The 17,840-nt window shown below is 71.9% G+C and carries 14 protein-coding genes and 2 pseudogenes; 5 read left to right on the top strand and 11 right to left on the bottom strand.

All coding sequences use genetic code 11. From position 1 onward, the window contains the following. Nucleotides 1-24: 24 nt before the first annotated feature. The gene (tnpA, locus tag OG798_RS53235; protein ID WP_328759965.1) at nucleotides 25-453 is read left to right on the top strand and encodes an IS200/IS605 family transposase; all 429 of its coding nucleotides are present in this window, start codon (nucleotides 25-27) and stop codon (nucleotides 451-453) included. Beyond that, nucleotides 450-1,658, top strand: coding sequence for an RNA-guided endonuclease InsQ/TnpB family protein (locus OG798_RS53230; RefSeq protein ID WP_328755973.1), 1,209 nt, complete (start codon nucleotides 450-452; stop codon nucleotides 1,656-1,658). The genes tnpA and OG798_RS53230 overlap by 4 nt, the downstream gene beginning before the upstream one ends. Nucleotides 1,659-1,877: 219 nt before the next feature. Here the strand turns inward: OG798_RS53230 and OG798_RS53225 are convergent, their stop codons facing one another. The 9 genes and pseudogenes from OG798_RS53225 to OG798_RS53185 form a co-directional block, all read right to left on the bottom strand. Continuing rightward, complete coding sequence (locus OG798_RS53225) at nucleotides 1,878-3,485, bottom strand: ANL family adenylate-forming protein (protein ID WP_328755974.1); 1,608 nt, start codon at nucleotides 3,483-3,485, stop codon at nucleotides 1,878-1,880. Nucleotides 3,486-3,591: 106 nt separating this feature from the next. Continuing rightward, a pseudogene (locus OG798_RS53220) lies at nucleotides 3,592-3,891 on the bottom strand (methyltransferase domain-containing protein); the annotation flags it as partial. A 30-nt stretch (nucleotides 3,892-3,921) separates the two neighbouring features. After that, complete coding sequence (locus OG798_RS53215; RefSeq protein WP_328755975.1) at nucleotides 3,922-4,191, bottom strand: hypothetical protein; 270 nt, start codon at nucleotides 4,189-4,191, stop codon at nucleotides 3,922-3,924. A gap of 141 nt (nucleotides 4,192-4,332) precedes the next feature. Beyond that, nucleotides 4,333-5,220, bottom strand: coding sequence for a 4'-phosphopantetheinyl transferase family protein (locus OG798_RS53210; protein ID WP_328755976.1), 888 nt, complete (start codon nucleotides 5,218-5,220; stop codon nucleotides 4,333-4,335). Further along, nucleotides 5,217-7,250 carry a beta-ketoacyl [acyl carrier protein] synthase domain-containing protein gene (locus tag OG798_RS53205; RefSeq protein ID WP_328755977.1) on the bottom strand — a complete coding sequence of 678 codons (2,034 nt, stop codon included), beginning with the start codon at nucleotides 7,248-7,250 and terminating at the stop codon, nucleotides 5,217-5,219. The genes OG798_RS53210 and OG798_RS53205 overlap by 4 nt, the downstream gene beginning before the upstream one ends. A gap of 30 nt (nucleotides 7,251-7,280) precedes the next feature. Beyond that, nucleotides 7,281-8,120 carry a phosphopantetheine-binding protein gene (locus tag OG798_RS53200; RefSeq protein ID WP_328755978.1) on the bottom strand — a complete coding sequence of 280 codons (840 nt, stop codon included), beginning with the start codon at nucleotides 8,118-8,120 and terminating at the stop codon, nucleotides 7,281-7,283. Between the two features lie 193 nt (nucleotides 8,121-8,313). Beyond that, nucleotides 8,314-9,144: an AfsR/SARP family transcriptional regulator gene (locus OG798_RS53195; RefSeq protein WP_267060024.1), complete on the bottom strand. Its 831-nt coding sequence runs from the start codon at nucleotides 9,142-9,144 to the stop codon at nucleotides 8,314-8,316. 318 nt (nucleotides 9,145-9,462) lie between these two features. Next, on the bottom strand, nucleotides 9,463-11,082 hold the full coding sequence (locus OG798_RS53190; protein WP_328755980.1) for an acyl-CoA carboxylase subunit beta: 1,620 nt from the start codon (nucleotides 11,080-11,082) through the stop codon (nucleotides 9,463-9,465). 66 nt (nucleotides 11,083-11,148) lie between these two features. Further along, nucleotides 11,149-11,343: an acyl-CoA carboxylase subunit epsilon gene (locus OG798_RS53185; protein ID WP_095849933.1), complete on the bottom strand. Its 195-nt coding sequence runs from the start codon at nucleotides 11,341-11,343 to the stop codon at nucleotides 11,149-11,151. Between the two features lie 220 nt (nucleotides 11,344-11,563). Here OG798_RS53185 and tnpB point away from each other — a divergent pair, with 220 nt between their 5' ends. Together tnpB and OG798_RS53175 are read left to right on the top strand one after the other, a co-directional pair. Then, nucleotides 11,564-12,877 carry an IS607 family element RNA-guided endonuclease TnpB gene (gene tnpB / locus OG798_RS53180; RefSeq protein ID WP_328755981.1) on the top strand — a complete coding sequence of 438 codons (1,314 nt, stop codon included), beginning with the start codon at nucleotides 11,564-11,566 and terminating at the stop codon, nucleotides 12,875-12,877. A 516-nt stretch (nucleotides 12,878-13,393) separates the two neighbouring features. After that, on the top strand, nucleotides 13,394-14,215 hold the full coding sequence (locus OG798_RS53175; RefSeq protein ID WP_054231258.1) for an AfsR/SARP family transcriptional regulator: 822 nt from the start codon (nucleotides 13,394-13,396) through the stop codon (nucleotides 14,213-14,215). 341 nt (nucleotides 14,216-14,556) lie between these two features. Here the strand turns inward: OG798_RS53175 and OG798_RS53170 are convergent. Beyond that, nucleotides 14,557-15,049 (bottom strand): annotated as a pseudogene (locus OG798_RS53170) (nucleotidyltransferase domain-containing protein). A 169-nt stretch (nucleotides 15,050-15,218) separates the two neighbouring features. Here OG798_RS53170 and OG798_RS53165 point away from each other — a divergent pair. Beyond that, on the top strand, nucleotides 15,219-16,460 hold the full coding sequence (locus OG798_RS53165) for an IS701 family transposase (protein ID WP_443053689.1): 1,242 nt from the start codon (nucleotides 15,219-15,221) through the stop codon (nucleotides 16,458-16,460). Between the two features lie 174 nt (nucleotides 16,461-16,634). Here OG798_RS53165 and OG798_RS53160 read toward each other — a convergent pair whose 3' ends face one another. Further along, a complete protein-coding gene (locus OG798_RS53160) occupies nucleotides 16,635-17,756 on the bottom strand; it encodes an IS630 family transposase (RefSeq protein ID WP_438948367.1) in 1,122 nt (373 codons plus the stop codon). Nucleotides 17,757-17,840: the final 84 nt, after the last annotated feature.

Here is a 17,840-nt window from a genome sequence, read left to right as displayed (position 1 = left end):
CGCCCATATAGTGATCCTGTGACGGTGACCGGAAAGGTTCGCCGGTTTTCCGGCGGCGTGTACGACCTCGGACTCCATGTGGTGTGGTGCCCGAAGTACCGCCGTCCGGTCCTCGGCGGCCGGGTCGCGGAACGTCTGGACGAACTGATCTGCCAGAAGGCGGATGAGCGCGGGTGGGAGAGCATCGCCCTTGAGGTGATGCCCGATCACGTGCACCTGTTCGTCAGACACGACCCGAAGTCGTCGGCCTCGTATGTGGCGAACCAGTTCAAGGGCTTCACCTCCCACGTGCTGCGGGCGGAGTTCCCGCACCTGAAGTCGCGGATGCCCACATTGTGGTCGTCGTCGTACTTCGCCGCCTCGGCCGGCGCGGTGTCGGCGGCCACGGTGGAGAAGTACATCAACACCCAGTGGGAACGCCCCTGGAAGAAGGGCAAGGAGGCGCGAGATTGATACGCGCCTACAAGTTCCTCATGAGGCCCACCGCCCGCCAGACCCAGGCTCTGTCCGAGATGCTGCGTGATCACTGCTCGCTCTACAACGGAGCGCTGCAAGAACGCCGGGACGCCTACCGGCACAGCTCGAAGACGAGCATCAGGTACGGGGACCAGTCCGCGCAGCTCAAGGAGATCCGGGCGTTCGACCCGGAGCGCCAGGGCCGCTGGTCGTTCAGCTCTCAGCAGGCGACCTTGCGCCGCCTGGACAAGGCGTTCCAAGCCTTCTTCCGGCGTGTGAAGGCCGGCCAGACACCCGGATACCCGCGCTTCAAAGGCGCCGGGCACTTCGACACAGTGACCTTCCCGAAGGACGGGGACGGCTGCCGCTGGGACTCCACCCCGCACGATCCGGTCACCCGCATGCGGCTGCAAGGCGTCGGCCACGTCCGCGTGCACCAGCACCGGCCTGTCAAAGGCAGGGTCAAGACGATCTCGGTGAAACGGGAAGGCCGCCGCTGGTACGTCGTGCTCTCCTGTGATGAGGTGCCCCTCGAGCCTTGGCCCGTGACCGGCAGCATCGTCGGCATCGACATGGGCACGGTGCACTTCTTCACCAACTCCAACGGCGTGCACAAGGACAACCCGCGCTTCTGCGCCTCGATGGGCGAGCAGCTGGCCACCGCTCAGCGACACCTGGACACCTTCCCCAGGCGCACGAGGCGCCGGACGAAGAAACACCGTGCCGCCGCCCGAAAGGTTGCGAAGATCCACGCGAAGATCCGACGGCAACGGCTCGACCACCACCACAAGACCGCTCTCGCCCTGGTCCGGGAACACGACGTGATCGGCCACGAGAAGCTGAACACAGCGGGCATGACCAAGACGCCCGCATCCAAGCCCGACCCCGACAACAACGGCGCGTTCCTCCCCAACGGTGCCGCCGCCAAGGCCGGGCTCAACCGCAGCATCCTGGATGCGGGTTGGGGCCTCTTCCTGGGAATCCTGGCGCAGAAGGCTGAGAGTGCCGCTCGCCGCGTGATCCCGGTGAACGCCCGCAACACCTCCCGCGAGTGCCCCGACTGCGGACACACCGCGAAGGAGAACCGCGTCATCCAGGCAAAGTTCGAGTGCGTGAAGTGCGGCCACATCGGCAACGCCGACCACGTCGGCGCGCTCAACGTCCTCAAGAGGGCCGGGCTGGTCCTCTGCGCGGAGGCTTAGCCGCCGGCGCAGGAAGCCCGCGGCTTTAGCCGTGGGTGGAGTCACGGCGGTCTCCTCCCTGTGTCTCTCCCGGGGTGTCCCGTCGGGCCTGGGTTGTCCTGCCGGGTCCTGGGATGTCCGCCCTGCTCACCGTAGGCGGCGGGCGCGGCCGTGTCCGGTGCGCTCCAGCGGGCCACGATCCGTCCGCTACTCCCTCTGGCTCCCGCGCCCCCGGGGGTGTCAGGCGGCGGCCTCCACGGCGGCCAGGGCGTGCAGCCGGCGGCGCAGTTCACGGCGGGCGGGCCGGCCGCCCGGCCGGCGGGGGACGGCGTCGAGGGCCTCCAGGCGGCGGATCTGCTCGCCGGGGCCGAGCCGGGCGTTGGCCTGTTCGGCGACCGAGTCGAGGATGTCGAGCAGGCCGCGGCCGTCGCCGGGGGGCCGCTCGCGCAGGACCACGCCGGCCCAGACCAGGGCGCCGCGTGCCGGGTCGGGCCAGTCCGCGACGATGCAGTCGGCCACCCGCGGGTCCTGGCCGATGACCCGTTCCACCACGGCCGGGGCGACCAGGGCGTCGTCGCAGGCGAACACCGACCCGGACGCGTCGACCAGGTGCAGTCCGCCGTCCGCGTCGAGATAGCCCGTGTCGCCGGTGGACAGCCAGCCGTCCGCGTCCGGCACCGCCCCGGCCGGGGCGGTGGGGCTCAGCTGGGGCCCGCGGATCTGCACTTCGCCGGTCGACCACACCGGCGCGGGCCGAGCGCCGCCCGGCAGGACGACCCGGCACTCGGTGCCCGGCAGCGGGACCCCGACCGCGCCGAGACCGGGCCGCGAGCCGGGCGGCTGGTGGTGGGAGAGGGTGCACACCTCGGTGAGGCCGTAGCCCTGCAGGACCGGCACGCGCAGCGCGTCGCGCAGCCGGCGGGCGCGGTCGGGTTCCAGCGCGCCGCCGCTGACGTGCAGGGCGCTCAGCCGGCGGGCGCCGGTCCGGGCACCGGCCGCGCCCAGCCGGGGGTCGCCGGCGAGGCGGTGCAGCCGGGCGGGCGGGGCGTAGAAGTGGGTGGCCCCGGCCCGCGCGGCTGCTTCCAGCGCCCCGAAGGGATCCGGGCCGGGGCACAGCACCTGCCGGGCCCCGGCGTGGACGGCCGAGTTGAGGTGCACGGCGTGGTACTGCGGCAGGTGGTTGAGGACGACGGAGGAGGGGCCCAGGCGGTGGGCGAGGGCGGTCTGGGCGGCGCCCGCGAGGAGGTTGCGGTGTGTCAGCCGCACCCCGTTCAGCCGGCCCGCACCGTCCGGGGCGAACTGCAGGCACGCCACCGCGTCCACGCCCGGCGCCGGTGTCCGTGCGGGCACGCCGGCGGGCACCGACGCCAGCGCCCGCGCCAGCGGCACACCCCGGCCCGCACCCGCCGGTGTGTCTGCTGCCGTGTCCGCCGGGGTGTCCGTGAGGACGACGGTGTGCAGCAGGGGCAGCCGGTCGCCGAGCCCGGCGAGCAGCCCGGCCAGCGCGGCGGGTACGAAGGCGATCTCGGCCCCGGCCGCCGAGCACACCTCGTACAGGGCGGCCGGCCCCATCAGCGGGTCGAGCAGGGCGAGCGGGTGGCCGCTGCGGACGGTGCCGTAGTACACGGCGGGGAAGACCGCATCGAGGGTGGTGGCCGCGGCGACGACCGCGCCGGCCCGGCCCGCGGCGCGCCGCACGTAGTGGGCGACCCGGTCCGCCTCCCGGTCCAGGGCCGCGAACGACACCCCTGCCCCTGCCACGGTGACGGCCGGGGCGTTTGCGTCACGGGCCGCGGCCCGCCGCAGCAGGTCGTCCAGCGGGCTCTCCAGATACCTGAGGATGGGCACGGCACGACCTCCCGGCGGCAGACGGCACGAACAGCGGATGTCCGGATGCCCCACGGTCGGCGCCCGGGCTCGAGACCCCTTCGAAACCCGCTGGAGACGGGCGCGCCGGCAGGCCACGGACCCGGGCCATCGGGTCGGGCTTTTCGGTGCCGGCACCGAAGAGGCGGCGCAGGTGGGCGTCCCGGCCGGCTATCCAGGGGACCGTGCTGTCCGAGTCGTTCCACCAGAGGGCGAGTGCGCCGCCGGGGCGCAGCACCCGGACGGCTTCCGGGACGGACTTGCGCGGGTCGGTCCAGTGCCAGGCCTGGGCGTAGGTGAGGATGTCGGCGGATCCGGGGGCCAGCGGGTTCCTGTTTGCCCGGCACACAGCACTCCGGGCCGACGGTCTGTGACCGGCGGCCCGGATTCAGCCGTTACCGGCTGCGGCAACCGGCCGTTACTGACGGCCGTTGACCGGACCGTGGAGCTCGTTGTCGGACTTGTGGAAGCCCTTCTTTGTCTCCTTCGTGGTCTCCTTCGTGGTCTGCCTGAAGATGCGGGTCCCATCCGGGCGGACTTCCACCTCTTTGATGGTTTCCTTCTTGGTCACCTTGACCGTCTTGCCACCACGCTTCTTGTCCTTGTCCTTGTGATTCTGCCAGTCACCGTCGCCACGATCACTTTGGTTGGACAGATGATGGCGGCCATTACATGACAAGATCGACAAATCATCTCCGTCAGCCCTGACTTGCTCCGTTCCCGCAGGAAAACGTCCGTCCCGCGGCCGGCTACAGCACCGGCAGGGGTCTTCCGCAGCTCGTACGCCGTGGCCTTCGACCGTTATCTCCCACTCCTCTGCCTTCTCGTCTTATGCGGGGAGTGCTGAGGGGTGTCCGCCCACCGGGCGGGGCAGCGGGAAGCTGCGCAGTGCCGCGCGGCTCCAGGGGAAGCCGTAGCCGAGGTGCAGGACCGGGTCCTGGGCCTCGTCGGCGGGGACGGCGACGGCGACCAGCACGTCGGGCACCGGCTCCAGTTCGACGAACCGCCACGGGCGGGCCGTGTCGTCGGCCGGCGGGGTGAAGGCGCGTACGCCGCGTTCGTCGTCCAGCGTGAAGGCGAACGCGTCGAAGGGCAGCCCGAGTCCCAGGCCGCGGGCCTTGGAGTAGGCCTCCTTGAGGGTCCACACGCGCAGCGCGCGCCGGTCGCGGGCCGGGCCGGCGGCGGCGCGCGCGACCCATTCCCGCTCCGGGGCGGCGAAGGTGCGCACGATGGTGGTGATGGCCCGCTCGTCCCGGTCCTCCAGCCGTTCCACGTCCACGCCGATACGGTGCCGGCGCACGATGCCCAGCAGGCTGTAGCCGCCCGCGTGGGAGAGGTTGAAGTCCAGCTGGGAGCCGCCGCGCGGCCCTCCCGCGGCGGCGGGCCGCAAGAAGGGCCGTCCCCGCGCGGAACGCCAGATGACCAGCTCCGCCTCGGCCAGGCCCGCCTCCAGCGCCAGCGCGCGCCGCACCAGGGTGTGGGCCAGGAGGTACTGGCGCCGGTCGCGTTCGAACAGGAAGCGGCTCGCGGTCTTCTGCTCCTGCGCGTCCAGCCAGTGCGTGGCGAGCAGGAGCGCGACCTCGGGCGGCAGGCCGTCGTTGGGACACAGCCACAGCTTGACCGGCTCCCCGCCCCCCGCACCAGGAGCGGGGACGGCCCCGGGTCCGGGGGCAGGTTCGGGGGCGGGGGTGGCCGGGGGTGCGGGGCGGGGGGTCACTGCGGTGCTCCGTCCGTGCCGGGGCCGGGCTCCAGCGGGCGGGGCCGCAGCACGGTGGCGGGCAGCTCGACGGCGGCCGGGCCGGGATGCGCGGGCAGTACGGCGCAGACGTCGGCCCCGGCCAGCCACAGCCGTGTCAGCTGCTCCAGGCGGCCGCCCTGCCACAGGGCGGCCACATAGGCGCGGGTCTCCTCGAGTCCCTCGATCAGCGGCGGGCCCGCGGCGCCGCGCAGGTCGGCGCTGCGCACGCCCGCCGGGCCCGTGCCCGGGCCGGGGTGCGCGGCGAAGCCGGCCAGCGCGTCGGTCAGTTCGGCGACCGTGCGGACGGTCACCGCCAGACGGCAGCGCAACACCGCCCGCCCCAGGCGCAGTTCGTGCGCGAGTGCGGCGAGATCCGGGGCCGCCGGGGCGCCGTCCCGGCCGCCGCCGTCGGACAGGCGGGCCGCGAGCCGGCCGGCGGTGGCCGCCAGGTGCGCGGGCGTCGCGGCGGACAGCAGCACCAGTTCTGCGGGACGCGTGCCCGGCGGCGGGCCCGTGCGGGCCGGGGCGCGGGGGACGGCGGGCGCCTCCTCCACGACCAGCACCACACCCACATCCACACCGTCCGTGCCCTCGACGCCCTCCACGCCGTCCGCAGCGTCTGCCGCATCCCCTGCGTCTGCGGGGCCTGCGGCGTCTACGGCGTCCGTGGGGTCTACGGGAACTGCGGGGGCTGCGGGGGCTGCGGGTCCCGGCACGCTGACCAGCGCCCTGCGGGGCAGCACGGTGCCGTCGTCGCGGCGGGCCGGCTCCCAGGCGGCGGGCGCGGGGCGGTCCGGGCCGGCCAGCAGCACGGCATGGCGCAGCTGCCCCACGGCGCGGACCAGGGCCGCCGCCCCGGTCACCGCCCCGGCATCACCCACCAGCGCCGCCACCGTCCGGGAACTCTCCTCCAGAGCGACCCCCACAGCCTCCAGGCCGGCGTCCGGCACCTCCGACTGCGCGCCGGAGTCCGGGCCTTGCGGGCCGGACTCCGGAGCCTGCGGGCCCGTGTCCGGGGGCCGCAGGCCGGCCGCGGCCAGCGCCCGGCCGACCAGCCGGCCGTGCTGCGGGCCGGGGGCGGCGCGGCCCGGGTGGCCGACCGCGCTGGAGCGGATCACGGCGTGCACGCGGTCGCCGTCGGCACGGGCCGCGGCCAGCGGCTTGAGCAGCACGGCCGCCACCCCCTCACCGGCGCCGGGCCGCTGGCACGCCGGATGCAGGCGCAGCTCGACCGCGCCGACCAGCGCCGCGGCGCACTCGCCCGCGCGCAGCGCACCGAGCGCGAGGTGCAGCGCGGTCAGGAAGGAGGAGTCACCGCTGTCCACGCTCAGACTGGGCCCGCGCAGGTCGAGCAGCCGCGACAGCCGCGCGGCCGGCCCGGGCCGGGAAGCCGGAGGGGCGGTGTGCCGGTGCCCGGCGGGCGGCAGCGCACCGCCGGCCGGGCCGAGCGCGGCATACACCCCCACGCTGCGCGCCGTGCCGTCGGGAGCGGTGAGCCGCTCCAGACGCGCTCCGGCGTATCCGGCGCTCTCCAGCGTCTGCCACGCGCTCTGCGCCAGCAGCCGCTCTTGCAGGTCCAGCCCCGCCGCCTCCCGGGCACCGAGCCCGAACAGGTCCGGGTCGAACTCCTCCACACCGTCCAGGAAATGCCCCCGCCAGCCCGCACACGCCGACCGGCGCCCGCCCGGGAGCGCGGCCTCGGCGATCCGCCCCTGCAGCCCGTTGCGCCAGAACGCCTCCAGATCCCCCGCCTGCGGGAAACGGCCCTGGATCCCCACGACCGCACACGGCACACCGGCCCCGTCGCCGACACCAACACCGGTACCGGGAACAGGGCCGGGGACGGGGACGGGCGGCGGCTCACGGTCCGCCGCCACCGGCAGGGCCACGACCGGCAGGGCCACGACCGGCGGGGCCACGGCCGGCGACGTGCCGGCCAGCAGGGCCACGGCGTGCTCACGCCGCAGGGTGCCGCCCTTGAACCGCGTCAGGATCTCCCGGGTGTCCATCCTCGTGCGCCCTTCGTCTGGGACGGTCCGTCAGGCGGAGCGGGCCGCCAGCAGGGCGGCCGCCTCGTCGATGCTGAGCACCTCGTCACGTACCGCGTCGAGCAGCGCGTCCAGATCGACCCCCGCCGGCGGAACCTGGGCGCCGCCCGGCGCCGGGCCCGCCGGGGAGGGCCCCGCCTGCCCGGCCGGGACGGCAAAAGCCGCGCCGAAGCGGCCCGGCGCGGGCGTGTGGTGCGCTGCCCGCGCGCTGACGTACGCCGCCATGGCCCCGAGGTCGGGCTGGTCGTAGAGCAGGTCGGCCTGCTCGCTGAGCCCGTAGGTGCGGTTGATGCCGGCCAGGAACTCCGCGGCCAGGATCGAGTCCAGCCCCAGCGCCGCGAACGGCGCGCTCACGTCGATGTCCCCCGGCCCGCAGTGCAGGATCCCGGCGAGCTGCTCCCGCAGCGTGTCGGTGACCGCCTCCACAGCCACCTCAGCCACATCCGTATCCACGGCCGTGGCCGTGGCCGTGGCCACGTCTGCCTCCGTGACTGTGGCTGTGTCCGTGTCCGTGTCTGTGGGTGTGGGTGTGGGTGTGGGTGTGGCGGGGCGGGGGGTGCCGAGTTCGGCCGCGACGTGCCGGGCCAGTGCCTGGGGCGTCGGGTGCTCATACAGTGCGGTGGCCGCGATCCGGGTGCCGTAGCGGGCGTTGAGCGCCGCGACGAACTCGACCGACAGCATCGAGTCCAGGCCCAGCAGCCGGAAGGGCTCCTGCGCGTCGAGCGTCTGCGGCTCGATGCGCATCATGCCCGCCAGCACCGCGGTGAGCTCGGCGAGCACGTCGGCCACGGGCGTCGGCGAGGCCGCGGGCGGCTGAGGGACGGATGTCATGGTGGGCGTCTCCAAGGGTCGTATCCCGGGTGGCCGTTGTGGCATTGTGGGCGCCGCCGGCACCCCGCCACATCCCCGGCCGTGGTGATCTGCGCCGGCGGTGACTGGCTCCCGGGAACCAGCCGCCGCCGCGGCCCTCCGCCCAAAGAATGAGCCGCCCTGCGAAGGCCGCCCTGCGCGGGTCCGCGGCGTGTCAGCGCACCCGCGCGGGTGCGGGTGCGGGCGGGCCCGCGCCGTCGGCGGGGGCGGGCGCCGGTGCCGCCTCCGGCGCCGCGGTCTGGATGGAGTGCTGCAGCCGCCGCAGCCGCGGCGAGGGCTCCAGGCCCAGGTCCGCATCGAGGGTGGCGCGCAGCTGGTGGTAGACGCTGAGCGACTCGCTGCGCCGCCCCGAGCGGTGCAGGGCCAGCATGAACTGCGCGTGCAGATTCTCGTGGGTGCGGTAACGGCTGGTCAGCACGGTCAGTTCGGGCAGCAGTTCGCGGTGGCGGCCCAGCCGCAGATCGGCCTCGATGCGCTGGTCCAGCGCGCACAGCCGGCTCTCCTCCAGCCGCCGGGCCTCCATCGCCAGCTGCGCCCCCCTCTGGACGTCGGCGAACGCGGTCCCCGTCCACAGCGCCAGCGCCCGGCCCAGGGTGCGGGCCGCCTCGGCGAAGGCGCCCTGGTCCATGGCCCGGTAGCCCTCCCCCGCGAGCCGCTCGAAGGCGCGCACGTCACTGCTGCCGCCGCCGGAGGCGAGCAGATAGCCGCCCGGCAGGGTCATCAGGACGTCCTTGGCGGCGGCCCGGTCGTCCCCCAGCGCCTGCGCGAGGAGCTCGCGCAGCTGCAGCACGTACGTCTGCAGCGTGGTGCGGGCGCTGCGCGGCGGGGCCGCGCCCCACAGCTCCTCGGTGAGGGCCGCGACCGGCACCACCTGGTCGGCGTGGAGCGCCAGCAGAGCCAGGACCTGCCGCGGTTTCGGCGCGGTCGGGGTGATGGACACCCCGTTCTCCCGCACCGCCAGTGCGCCCAGTACGTCGATGTCCACGCCGTCTCCCCTGGTCGGTGTGCCGTGCCGCACCCACGATTACAAAACAGCACGTCCGGTCTGTCAATACTAGACCGTTCGTGCTGTTTCTATCGGGTGACGGACCGGCGGCGGACGGGCGGCAGGCCGCCGGGGCGCCGGAATCCCCCGGTCCGCGCCCTCCGGGGAGGGGCCGGGCCCCGGCTCCGCCCGCCGCACCCGGCGGCCCGCAAAGCAGACCGCCGGGTCTGCTCCCGGCACGGGAAGGGGCGGAAGGGGGGCGGAAAGGGGAAGTCCGGGGCGGGGAAGTCCGGGGCGGGACGGGGGCGGGGGCGGGGGTTACTGCGGGGGGTTGCCGTGTTTGCGGGAGGGCAGGTCGGCGTGTTTGGCGTGCAGCATGGCCAGGGAGCGGATGAGGACCTCGCGGGTGGCGGCGGGGTCGATGACGTCGTCGACCAGGCCGCGTTCGGCGGCGTAGTAGGGGTGCATGAGTTCGGCCTTGTACTCCTTGACCATGCGGGCGCGCATGGCCTCGGGGTCGGCGGCCTGGGCGATCTGCCGGCGGAAGATGACGCCTGCCGCGCCTGCCGCGCCCATCACGGCGATCTCGTTGGTGGGCCAGGCGTAGGTGAGGTCGGCGCCGATGGACTGGGAGTCCATGACGATGTAGGCGCCGCCGTAGGCCTTGCGCAGGATGAGCGAGATCCGCGGCACGGTCGCGTTGCAGTACGCGTACAGCAGTTTGGCGCCGTGCCGGATGATCCCGCCGTGCTCCTGGTCGACCCCGGGCAGGAATCCGGGCACGTCCAGCAGGGTGACGATCGGGATGTTGAAGGCGTCGCACATCTGCACGAACCGGGCGGCCTTCTCGGAGGCCTCGATGTCCAGCACGCCGGCCAGGGTCTGCGGCTGGTTGGCGACGATGCCCACCACCTGGCCGTCCAGGCGGGCCAGCGCGCAGATGATGTTGCGGGCCCAGCGTTCGTGGACCTCCAGGCAGTCGCCGTCGTCGACGATCTCCTCGATGACCTTCGCCATGTCGTAGGGGCGGTTGCCGTCCGCGGGGACCAGGTCCAGGAGGGACTCGCCGCGCCGTCCGGGCGGGTCGTGGGGGGTGGTGTGCGGGGGGTTCTCGCGGTTGTTCTGCGGGAGCATCGACAGGAGGTAGCGGACCTCGGCGAGGCAGGTCTCCTCGTCGTCGTAGGCGAAGTGCGCCACGCCGGAGGTCTCCGCGTGGACGTCGGCGCCGCCGAGCCCGTTCTGGGTGATCTCCTCGCCGGTGACCGCCTTGACGACGTCGGGGCCGGTGATGAACATCTGCGAGGTCTCGCGGACCATGAACACGAAGTCCGTCAGCGCGGGACTGTAGGCGGCGCCGCCCGCGCACGGGCCGAGCATCACCGAGATCTGCGGGATGACGCCCGACGCCTTCGTGTTGCGCTGGAAGATGCCGCCGTAGCCGGCGAGCGCACTCACGCCCTCCTGGATGCGGGCGCCCGCACCGTCGTTGAGGGAGACCAGCGGCGCGCCGGCCGCGATGGCCATGTCCATGATCTTGTGGATCTTCGTGGCGTGCGCCTCGCCCAGCGCACCGCCGAAGATACGGAAGTCGTGCGCGTAGACGAAGACCGTACGGCCCTCCACCGTGCCCCAGCCGGTGACGACACCGTCGGTGTACGGCTTCCTGGCCTCCAGGCCGAACCCGGTCGCCCGGTGCCGGCGCAACTGCTCGACCTCCTGGAAGCTGCCTTCGTCCAGCAGCAGGGCGATGCGCTCCCGGGCGGTCAGCTTGCCCTTGGCGTGCTGCGCCTCGGTCGCCTTCTCGCTGGGTCCTCGCAGCGCCGCCTCGCGGATCGCGTGCAGTTCGGCCACGCGCCCGCGGATGTCGGCCGGGGCCGGGCCCTGGGCGGGGGTGGGGGCGGGGCCCTGGGTACGGGCGGGGGCGGTGGTCAATGCCATGTCAGGTCCCTTTCTGGGGCGGGTAGTTCCGCATCACCGCCGGGCCCGGTGGGTGCGGGGGCGGTGTCACTGCCAGCTGCGCGGGGCCCGGCGGGTGCGGGGCCGCCACCAGCGGGAGCCGTTGACCGGCCTGCCCCGGCCGGGGAACGCGCCGCCCGCGCGCAGCGCGAGCAGCACCACGGTGAGTGCGGCCAGTTCCTCGTCGCTGGCCTGCCCGCGCTCCACGCGCAGGACGGGCTCGTGGTGCTCCGGCGTGCCCATACCCCCTCCTCCGGTCGTGGGGACACCGTCGGCCACCGGGCTCAAGAACCGCTCTCACTGCGCTCGAAGAGCACTGCACACGGCGGGGCAAAGGCGCGTGAGGGGGTGTGTGCGGGGGCGGGGGTTCTTAACTGCTGTGGGCTTCGTCGTCGAATCTCAGTGTTTCTCAACTTCCGTTGATGGCAGGGGTGTTGTCGGTGGTGGCCGGTAGCCTGACCGGGTGATCGTCAGGCATGCCTACCGGTTTGCACTGGACCCGACGCCTGGTCAGGCCGGGGCGCTGCTGCGGCATGCCGGTGCGGCCCGGGTGGCGTTCAACTGGGGTATTACGCAGGTGAAAGCGAACCTCGGGCAGCGGGAGGCGGAACGGTCCTACGGCATGGCCGAGGCCGATCTGACGCCGTCGTTCGGCTGGTCGATGTATTCCCTGCGCAAGGCCTGGAACACAGCGAAGAGGGAGGTGGCGCCATGGTGGGCGGAGTGCTCGAAGGAGGCGTACGCCACCGGGCTGGATCAGCTCGCCCGGGCCTTGGAGAACTGGTCCGGTTCCAAGCGCGGCAAGCGCAAGGGCCCGCGGATGGGCTTTCCCCGCTACAAGTCGAAGCGGAAGACCACGCCGTCGGCTTCGTTCACCACCGGCACGATCCGCTTGGAAGACGACCGCAGGCATGTCACGCTCCCGGTCCTGGGAACGATCAGGACGCATGAGTCCACACGCAAGCTGCACCGCCGGATCGCGGCCGGCACGGCGGTGGTGAAGTCGGCGACCGTCCGCCGCGAGGCGGGCCGCTGGTTCGTGTCCTTCACCTGCGAAGTCGAGCGCACCGACCGTACCCCGTCCCGAGCGGATACGGTGATCGGCGTCGACCTGGGCATCAAGCACCTCGCGGTGTTCTCCGACGGCCGCCCGACCGCCGAGAACCCCAGACACTACGACACCGCGCGCCGCAAGCTCGGCCGCCTGTCCCGTACGGCCGCCCGCCGTCTGGGCCCTGACCGGCGCACCGGGCAGCAGCCTTCGAAGCGTTGGCAGCGCGCGGATGCGGCCCGCAACCGGGTGCACTGCCGCACCGCGAACCTGCGGCGGGACGCGCTCCACAAGCTCACCACCCCCCTGGCCCGCGAGTACGGCACGATCGTGGTGGAAGACCTCAACGTCTCGGGAATGCTCAAGAACCGCAGACTCGCCCGCGTCGTGGCCGACGCCGGATTCGGCGAGATCCGGCGTCAACTCGCCTACAAAACCCGGTGGAACGGCGGAACGCTCGAAGTGGCGGACCGCTGGTTCCCCAGCAGCAAGACGTGTTCCGGATGCCAGGCAGTGACACCCAAACTGCCTCTCCGGATACGGATGTACGCATGCGACCACTGCGGACTCGTCCTCGACCGGGATGAGAACGCGGCACTGAACCTCGCCGCGCTCGTGAAGCGGCACGTCGCCGGGAGTGGCCCGGAGACAGAAAACGGACGTGGAGCCGACCGTAAGACCCCGTCCTGCGGGGCCGGTGGCATTGAAGCGTCTACCCCGCATTGATACCTCCTGGTAGCGAGTGAGACGGGGACCTTCGCCCAGCAACGGGCGAATCACCGATTCGCAGAAACTCGGTGAACGGGAAACGCTTCGGCCAGCTGCCGCCCGTGCGGGCGGGCGGGCGGAGGGGGCGGCGGGGCCGGGTGGCGGCGCGGGCGGCGCGCGGTGCGGCGCGTATGCGGCGGGGCGGGGACATGGTGTCTTGACTGCGCCGGTGGCGGTGATTACGGATCCGGCCGGCCCCGCGCCGGCGCGCGGGAAAGAGGGACGACGGTAGCCGTGTGGAGTGCGGCGACAGCGGAATCAGGAGTTCTCTTCGAGCGGCCGTACACACGTTCTCCAGCGCGCCGAACGCCGTACGCGGCACCGGACTTGGAAGTCCGCTCGAGAACGGATCCAGGAAAACGCTGGACGGGGACGGCCGCGGCTAGCGTGAGCGGCGGCGCGGATTTCCGGCCAACAAAGTGGAACGGGACAAGGAGCTCGACGACATACGGAATGCGGAATACGGAGGAGACCGTGAGGATTCAGGTTCTGGGTCCGTTGAGTGCCGAGGTCAACGGGGGATCCATCGTTCCGAGCGCGGGCAAGCCGCGGCAGATCCTGTCGCTGCTGGCGTTGTATCCCGGGCGGGTGATGCCCGTCCCGACCCTCATGGAGGAGATCTGGGCGACACAGCCGCCGCAGAGCGCGCTGACCACGCTGCAGACCTACATCCTGCAGCTGCGCCGGCGGCTGGGCACCGCGATGGGGCCCGGTGCGCCGGGCGGCGCCAAGGAGGTGCTGGCCACCCGGCACGGCGGCTATCTGCTGCAGATCCCGCCCGACTGCGTCGACGTGCACCAGTACGACCGGCTGACGAGGGAGGGCCAGGCCGCTTTCGAGAGCGGTGACGACGAGGTGTCCGCCGCCCGTTTCAAGGCGGCCCTGGGCCTGTGGCAGGGCCCCGCCCTGGTCGACGTACGGCTGGGGCCGGTCCTGGAGATCGAGGTGGTGCGGCTGGAGGAGAGCCGGCTGGTCACCGTGGAACGGCGCATCGACGCCGACCTGCGGCTGGGCCGGCACGCCGAACTCATCGCCGAGCTCATCGAACTGACCGCCCGTCACCCCCAGCACGAGGGACTGCACTCCCAGGCCATGGTGGCGCTCTACCGCTCCGGCCGGCAGGCCTCCGCGCTGGAGGTCTACCGCCGGCTGCGGGTGCGGCTGATCGAGGACCTGGGCGTGGAACCCTCCCCCCAGCTGCAACGCCTCCACCAGGCCGTCCTGACCGTCGACCCCCAGCTGGACGTCCTCGCGGGCCCGCGCCACAGCTCCACCTACGACCTGTTCACGGCCTGACAGACCCGCCCCCGCCCCCGCAGCGAGTCGCGGCGGGGGCGGGCAGCGGCGGGAGGGATACTGCGGGCCGGCGGCGGACGGCGGCGGCCCGTCCGCCGCTGCGGCTGCGGGCCGGACCGGGCCCGGTCCGCCTCAGCGGCGGTGGCGCCCGGCCGCGGGGCTGCCAGCGCGGTGGCAGCCGGCCGCCGGGCGGCCCTCTCGAAACGTCGTCAGCACGCCCCGAACGACCAGAAGTGGTTATGCCGATGACAAGCAGCAGCGCATGCCGATGAGTTCTGACATCGGTTCATGCTCCGTGAGCGCGAGCATGTCGGTGAGTTTTGACACCGCTTCGACGCGGGTCAAAAGTGCGTGGCGATCCCGAAGACGCGGCGAAGTTCTGCCATGTCGTGCCGGTCACGTTCCGTTGGTTCGTATCCCTGATGGAAGTAGACCTGCTGCTTCGGCGGACAAGCACGGGATGGGCGTCCCCTGGATGGTGCCCGTCACGAAGCAGGAGGAGGGATAGACGAAGGGACGTTGCGGTTCGGGTGACGCCTGCACTGCTGAGCCGTCATCACTGAAGACCAGCGGATGAAGGTCGATCTCCCGGCCGTCCGGAGCCTTCACGACGAATCGGATGGGTCTCCAGTTCAGGCTCTCCACGAAGCCTCCCGCGGAGAGGGCCGCCAGCACGGCGGCTTCCTGGTCTTGCCGGTGCATCAGGTCCAGGTCGCGATGGTCTCGGGTCTGCTCGCCGATCAGAGCGTCGATCCCCCATCCGCCACCGACCCAGACGCCGGCCTCCGCCCGCTGCAACAGGGCCAGGACGAACAACACGTCATCAGCTGTCATCACCCGGCGCAGGCTAGTACTCCAGCAGCACTTTGACGTTTTCCCTGTTCAGGGGCGGTCTGGGTGAGTGTAGAGGGCTGATGACCGGCCTGTGTTCTCTTTCCCGGGCCGCCCCTCGATCGTGTGCAGCCGCCGCTGATAGTGACAGCGGTCCGGGCAGCCTCCCTGCGTGATCGACGAGCGTGCAGTTGAGATCTGGAACGACGAACTCGAGGAACTGTTCCTGCGTACCGGCCACCGCTTCAGGCGTGTCGAGCCGCGTCGCCGGATGCGTGACTACATCCGTGGACTACTGGGCCCGGTCGGCCGCAAAAACGGCTGGCAGCTGGCCGAATACGCCGGACACCGCACACCCGACCGCCTCCAGCGGCTTCTCAACGGCGCCCGCTGGGACGCCGATGAGCTCCGCGACGACCTCCAGCACTACGTAGCCGAACGGCTCGGCGAGCCCGACGGGATCCTCATCCTCGACGACACCGGCTTCCTCAAGAAGGGCACCACCTCGGCCGGCGTGCAGCGCCAGTACTCCGGCACCGCCGGCCGCACCGAGAACTGCCAGATCGGCGTGTTCGCCGCCTACGCCACCACCCGTGGACGCGCCCTGGTGGACCGGGAGTTGTACCTGCCCAAGACCTGGACCGACGACCGCGACCGCTGCCGCGCCGCCCACATCCCCAACGAGCGGACTTTCGCCACCAAACCCGACCTGGCCAAGGCCATGGTGCTGCGGGCGATCGCCTCACCGCTGCCGATCGCATGGGTGACCGCGGACGCCGCCTACGGCCAGGAATGGCGGCTGCGCCACATGCTGGAGGAGACCAGCCTGGGGTATGTACTCGCGGTTCCCAAGTCCCAGCAGGTGCCCCACTTCGGACGCATCGACCACCTCTTCTCCCAAGCACCCGACGAAGCGTGGGAGAGGCATTCGTGCGGTGACGGTGCCAAGGGCCCGCGCGTCTACCACTGGGCCGCCCTGCAGATCACGCCCATCGAGGACTTCGACGACGAGATGCCCACCCACCAGCGGTGGGCACTGGCCCGCCGCAGCATCAGCAAGCCCGAAGAGATCGCCTACTACCTCGCCTACGCACCGCTCGGCACCACCATCGAGCACCTGGTCCGCGTCGCCGGGACGCGCTGGGCCATCGAGGAAGCCTTCCAGGCCGCGAAGAACGAATGCGGCCTCGACCAGTACGAAGTCCGCCGCTACACCGGCTGGATGCGGCACATCACCCTGGCCATGCTGGCGCATGCCTTTCTGGCCGTCATGGCCGTCGACGCCGCGGCAAAAGGGGCAGCAGAAACGGTTCCTGCCTCGCGCCCCTCACCGTGGCAGAAATTCGGCGGCTCCTGGCAACTGGCCACTCATCCACCGCCGTTCACCAGCCCCTCATCAGCGCACGCGCGTTGAGGTGGTCACACTGGCGCAGACGACGCCAAGCCGTCGCCCGCCGCTGTCACTATCAGCGGCGGCTGCACACGATCGAGGGGCGGCCCGGGAAAGAGAACACAGGCCGGTCATCAGCCCTCTACACTCACCCAGACCGCCCCTGAACAGGGAAAACGTCAAAGTGCTGCTGGAGTACTAGTGTCCTGCGCCAGAGATCCGTCGGCAGAAGCGGGCGAGGGAGTCGAGGATTTCTTCGGCCGTCTTGGTCCAGACGAACGGCTTGGGGGCTTCGTTCCAGTCCTTGACCCATGCCCGGATGTCGGCTTCCAGGGCCTGGATGTTTTTGTGTGCGCCGCGGCGGATCATCTGGTGGGCGAGGTAGCCGAACCACCGCTCGACCTGGTTGATCCAGGACGAGCCGGTCGGGGTGAAGTGCAGCTCGAACCGCGGGTGTTTGGCCAGCCAAGCCTTGATCGCGGGTGTCTTGTGGGTGCCGTAATTGTCCACGATCAGGTGGACCTGCAAGTGCGCGGGCACCTCCTTGTCGATCCGGATCAGGAACTTCTTGAACTCCACGGCCCGGTGCCGGCGGTGCAGGGCAGTGATGACTTCACCCGTGGCGACATCGAACGCGGCGAACAACGTGGTCAGGCCGTTGCGCACATAGTCGTGCGTACGCCGCTCGGGCATGCCCGGCATTATCGGCAGCACCGGCTGGGACCGGTCCAGTGCCTGGATCTGCGACTTCTCGTCCACCGACAGCACCACCGCACCCTCGGGCGGGTTGAAGTACAAGCCCACGACGTCGTAGACCTTCTCCACGAACAACGGGTCCGTCGACAGCTTGAAGGTGTCCGCCAGATGCGGCTTGAGCTGGAACTGCCGCCAGATCCGGCCCACGGTCGACTTCGACAGACCACTGTGCTGCGCCATCGATGTCCGCGACCAGTGGGTGGCGTTCTTCGGGAGCTGTTCCAGCGTGGTGACCACCACCGCTTCCACCTGATCGACGCTGATGGTGGGCGGCCGGCCCGGCCGGGGCTCGTCCGCCAGCCCGTCCAGCCGCTCGGCGAGGAAGCGTCGGCGCCACTTGCGGACGGTGTCCGCGGTCACCCGCAGTTCCCGGGCGACCGCGACGATCGGCGGCACCTCCGGGCCCGCGCACGCCAGCACGATCCGCGCGCGCAGGGCCAGCGCCTGGGCCGATGTAGCCCGACGCGTCCACCGCTCCAACACCGCCCGCTCGTCATCAGACAGCAGCAACGGTTCCAGCTTCGGGCCCCGACGAGGAGCTGACGCACCAGCAGTAGAAGTCACGCAACTTCTAACGATCAACTACTGGCGCAGGACACTAGTACTCCAGTTGCAGATCGTGATCTTGTTGGTCGGGTGCCTGGTCCC

This window comes from Streptomyces sp. NBC_00271, assembly GCF_036178845.1.
Taxonomy (GTDB): domain Bacteria; phylum Actinomycetota; class Actinomycetes; order Streptomycetales; family Streptomycetaceae; genus Streptomyces.
The sequence above is the reverse complement of the archived record's forward strand: the minus strand, read 5'-3'. Positions and strand labels throughout refer to the sequence as shown.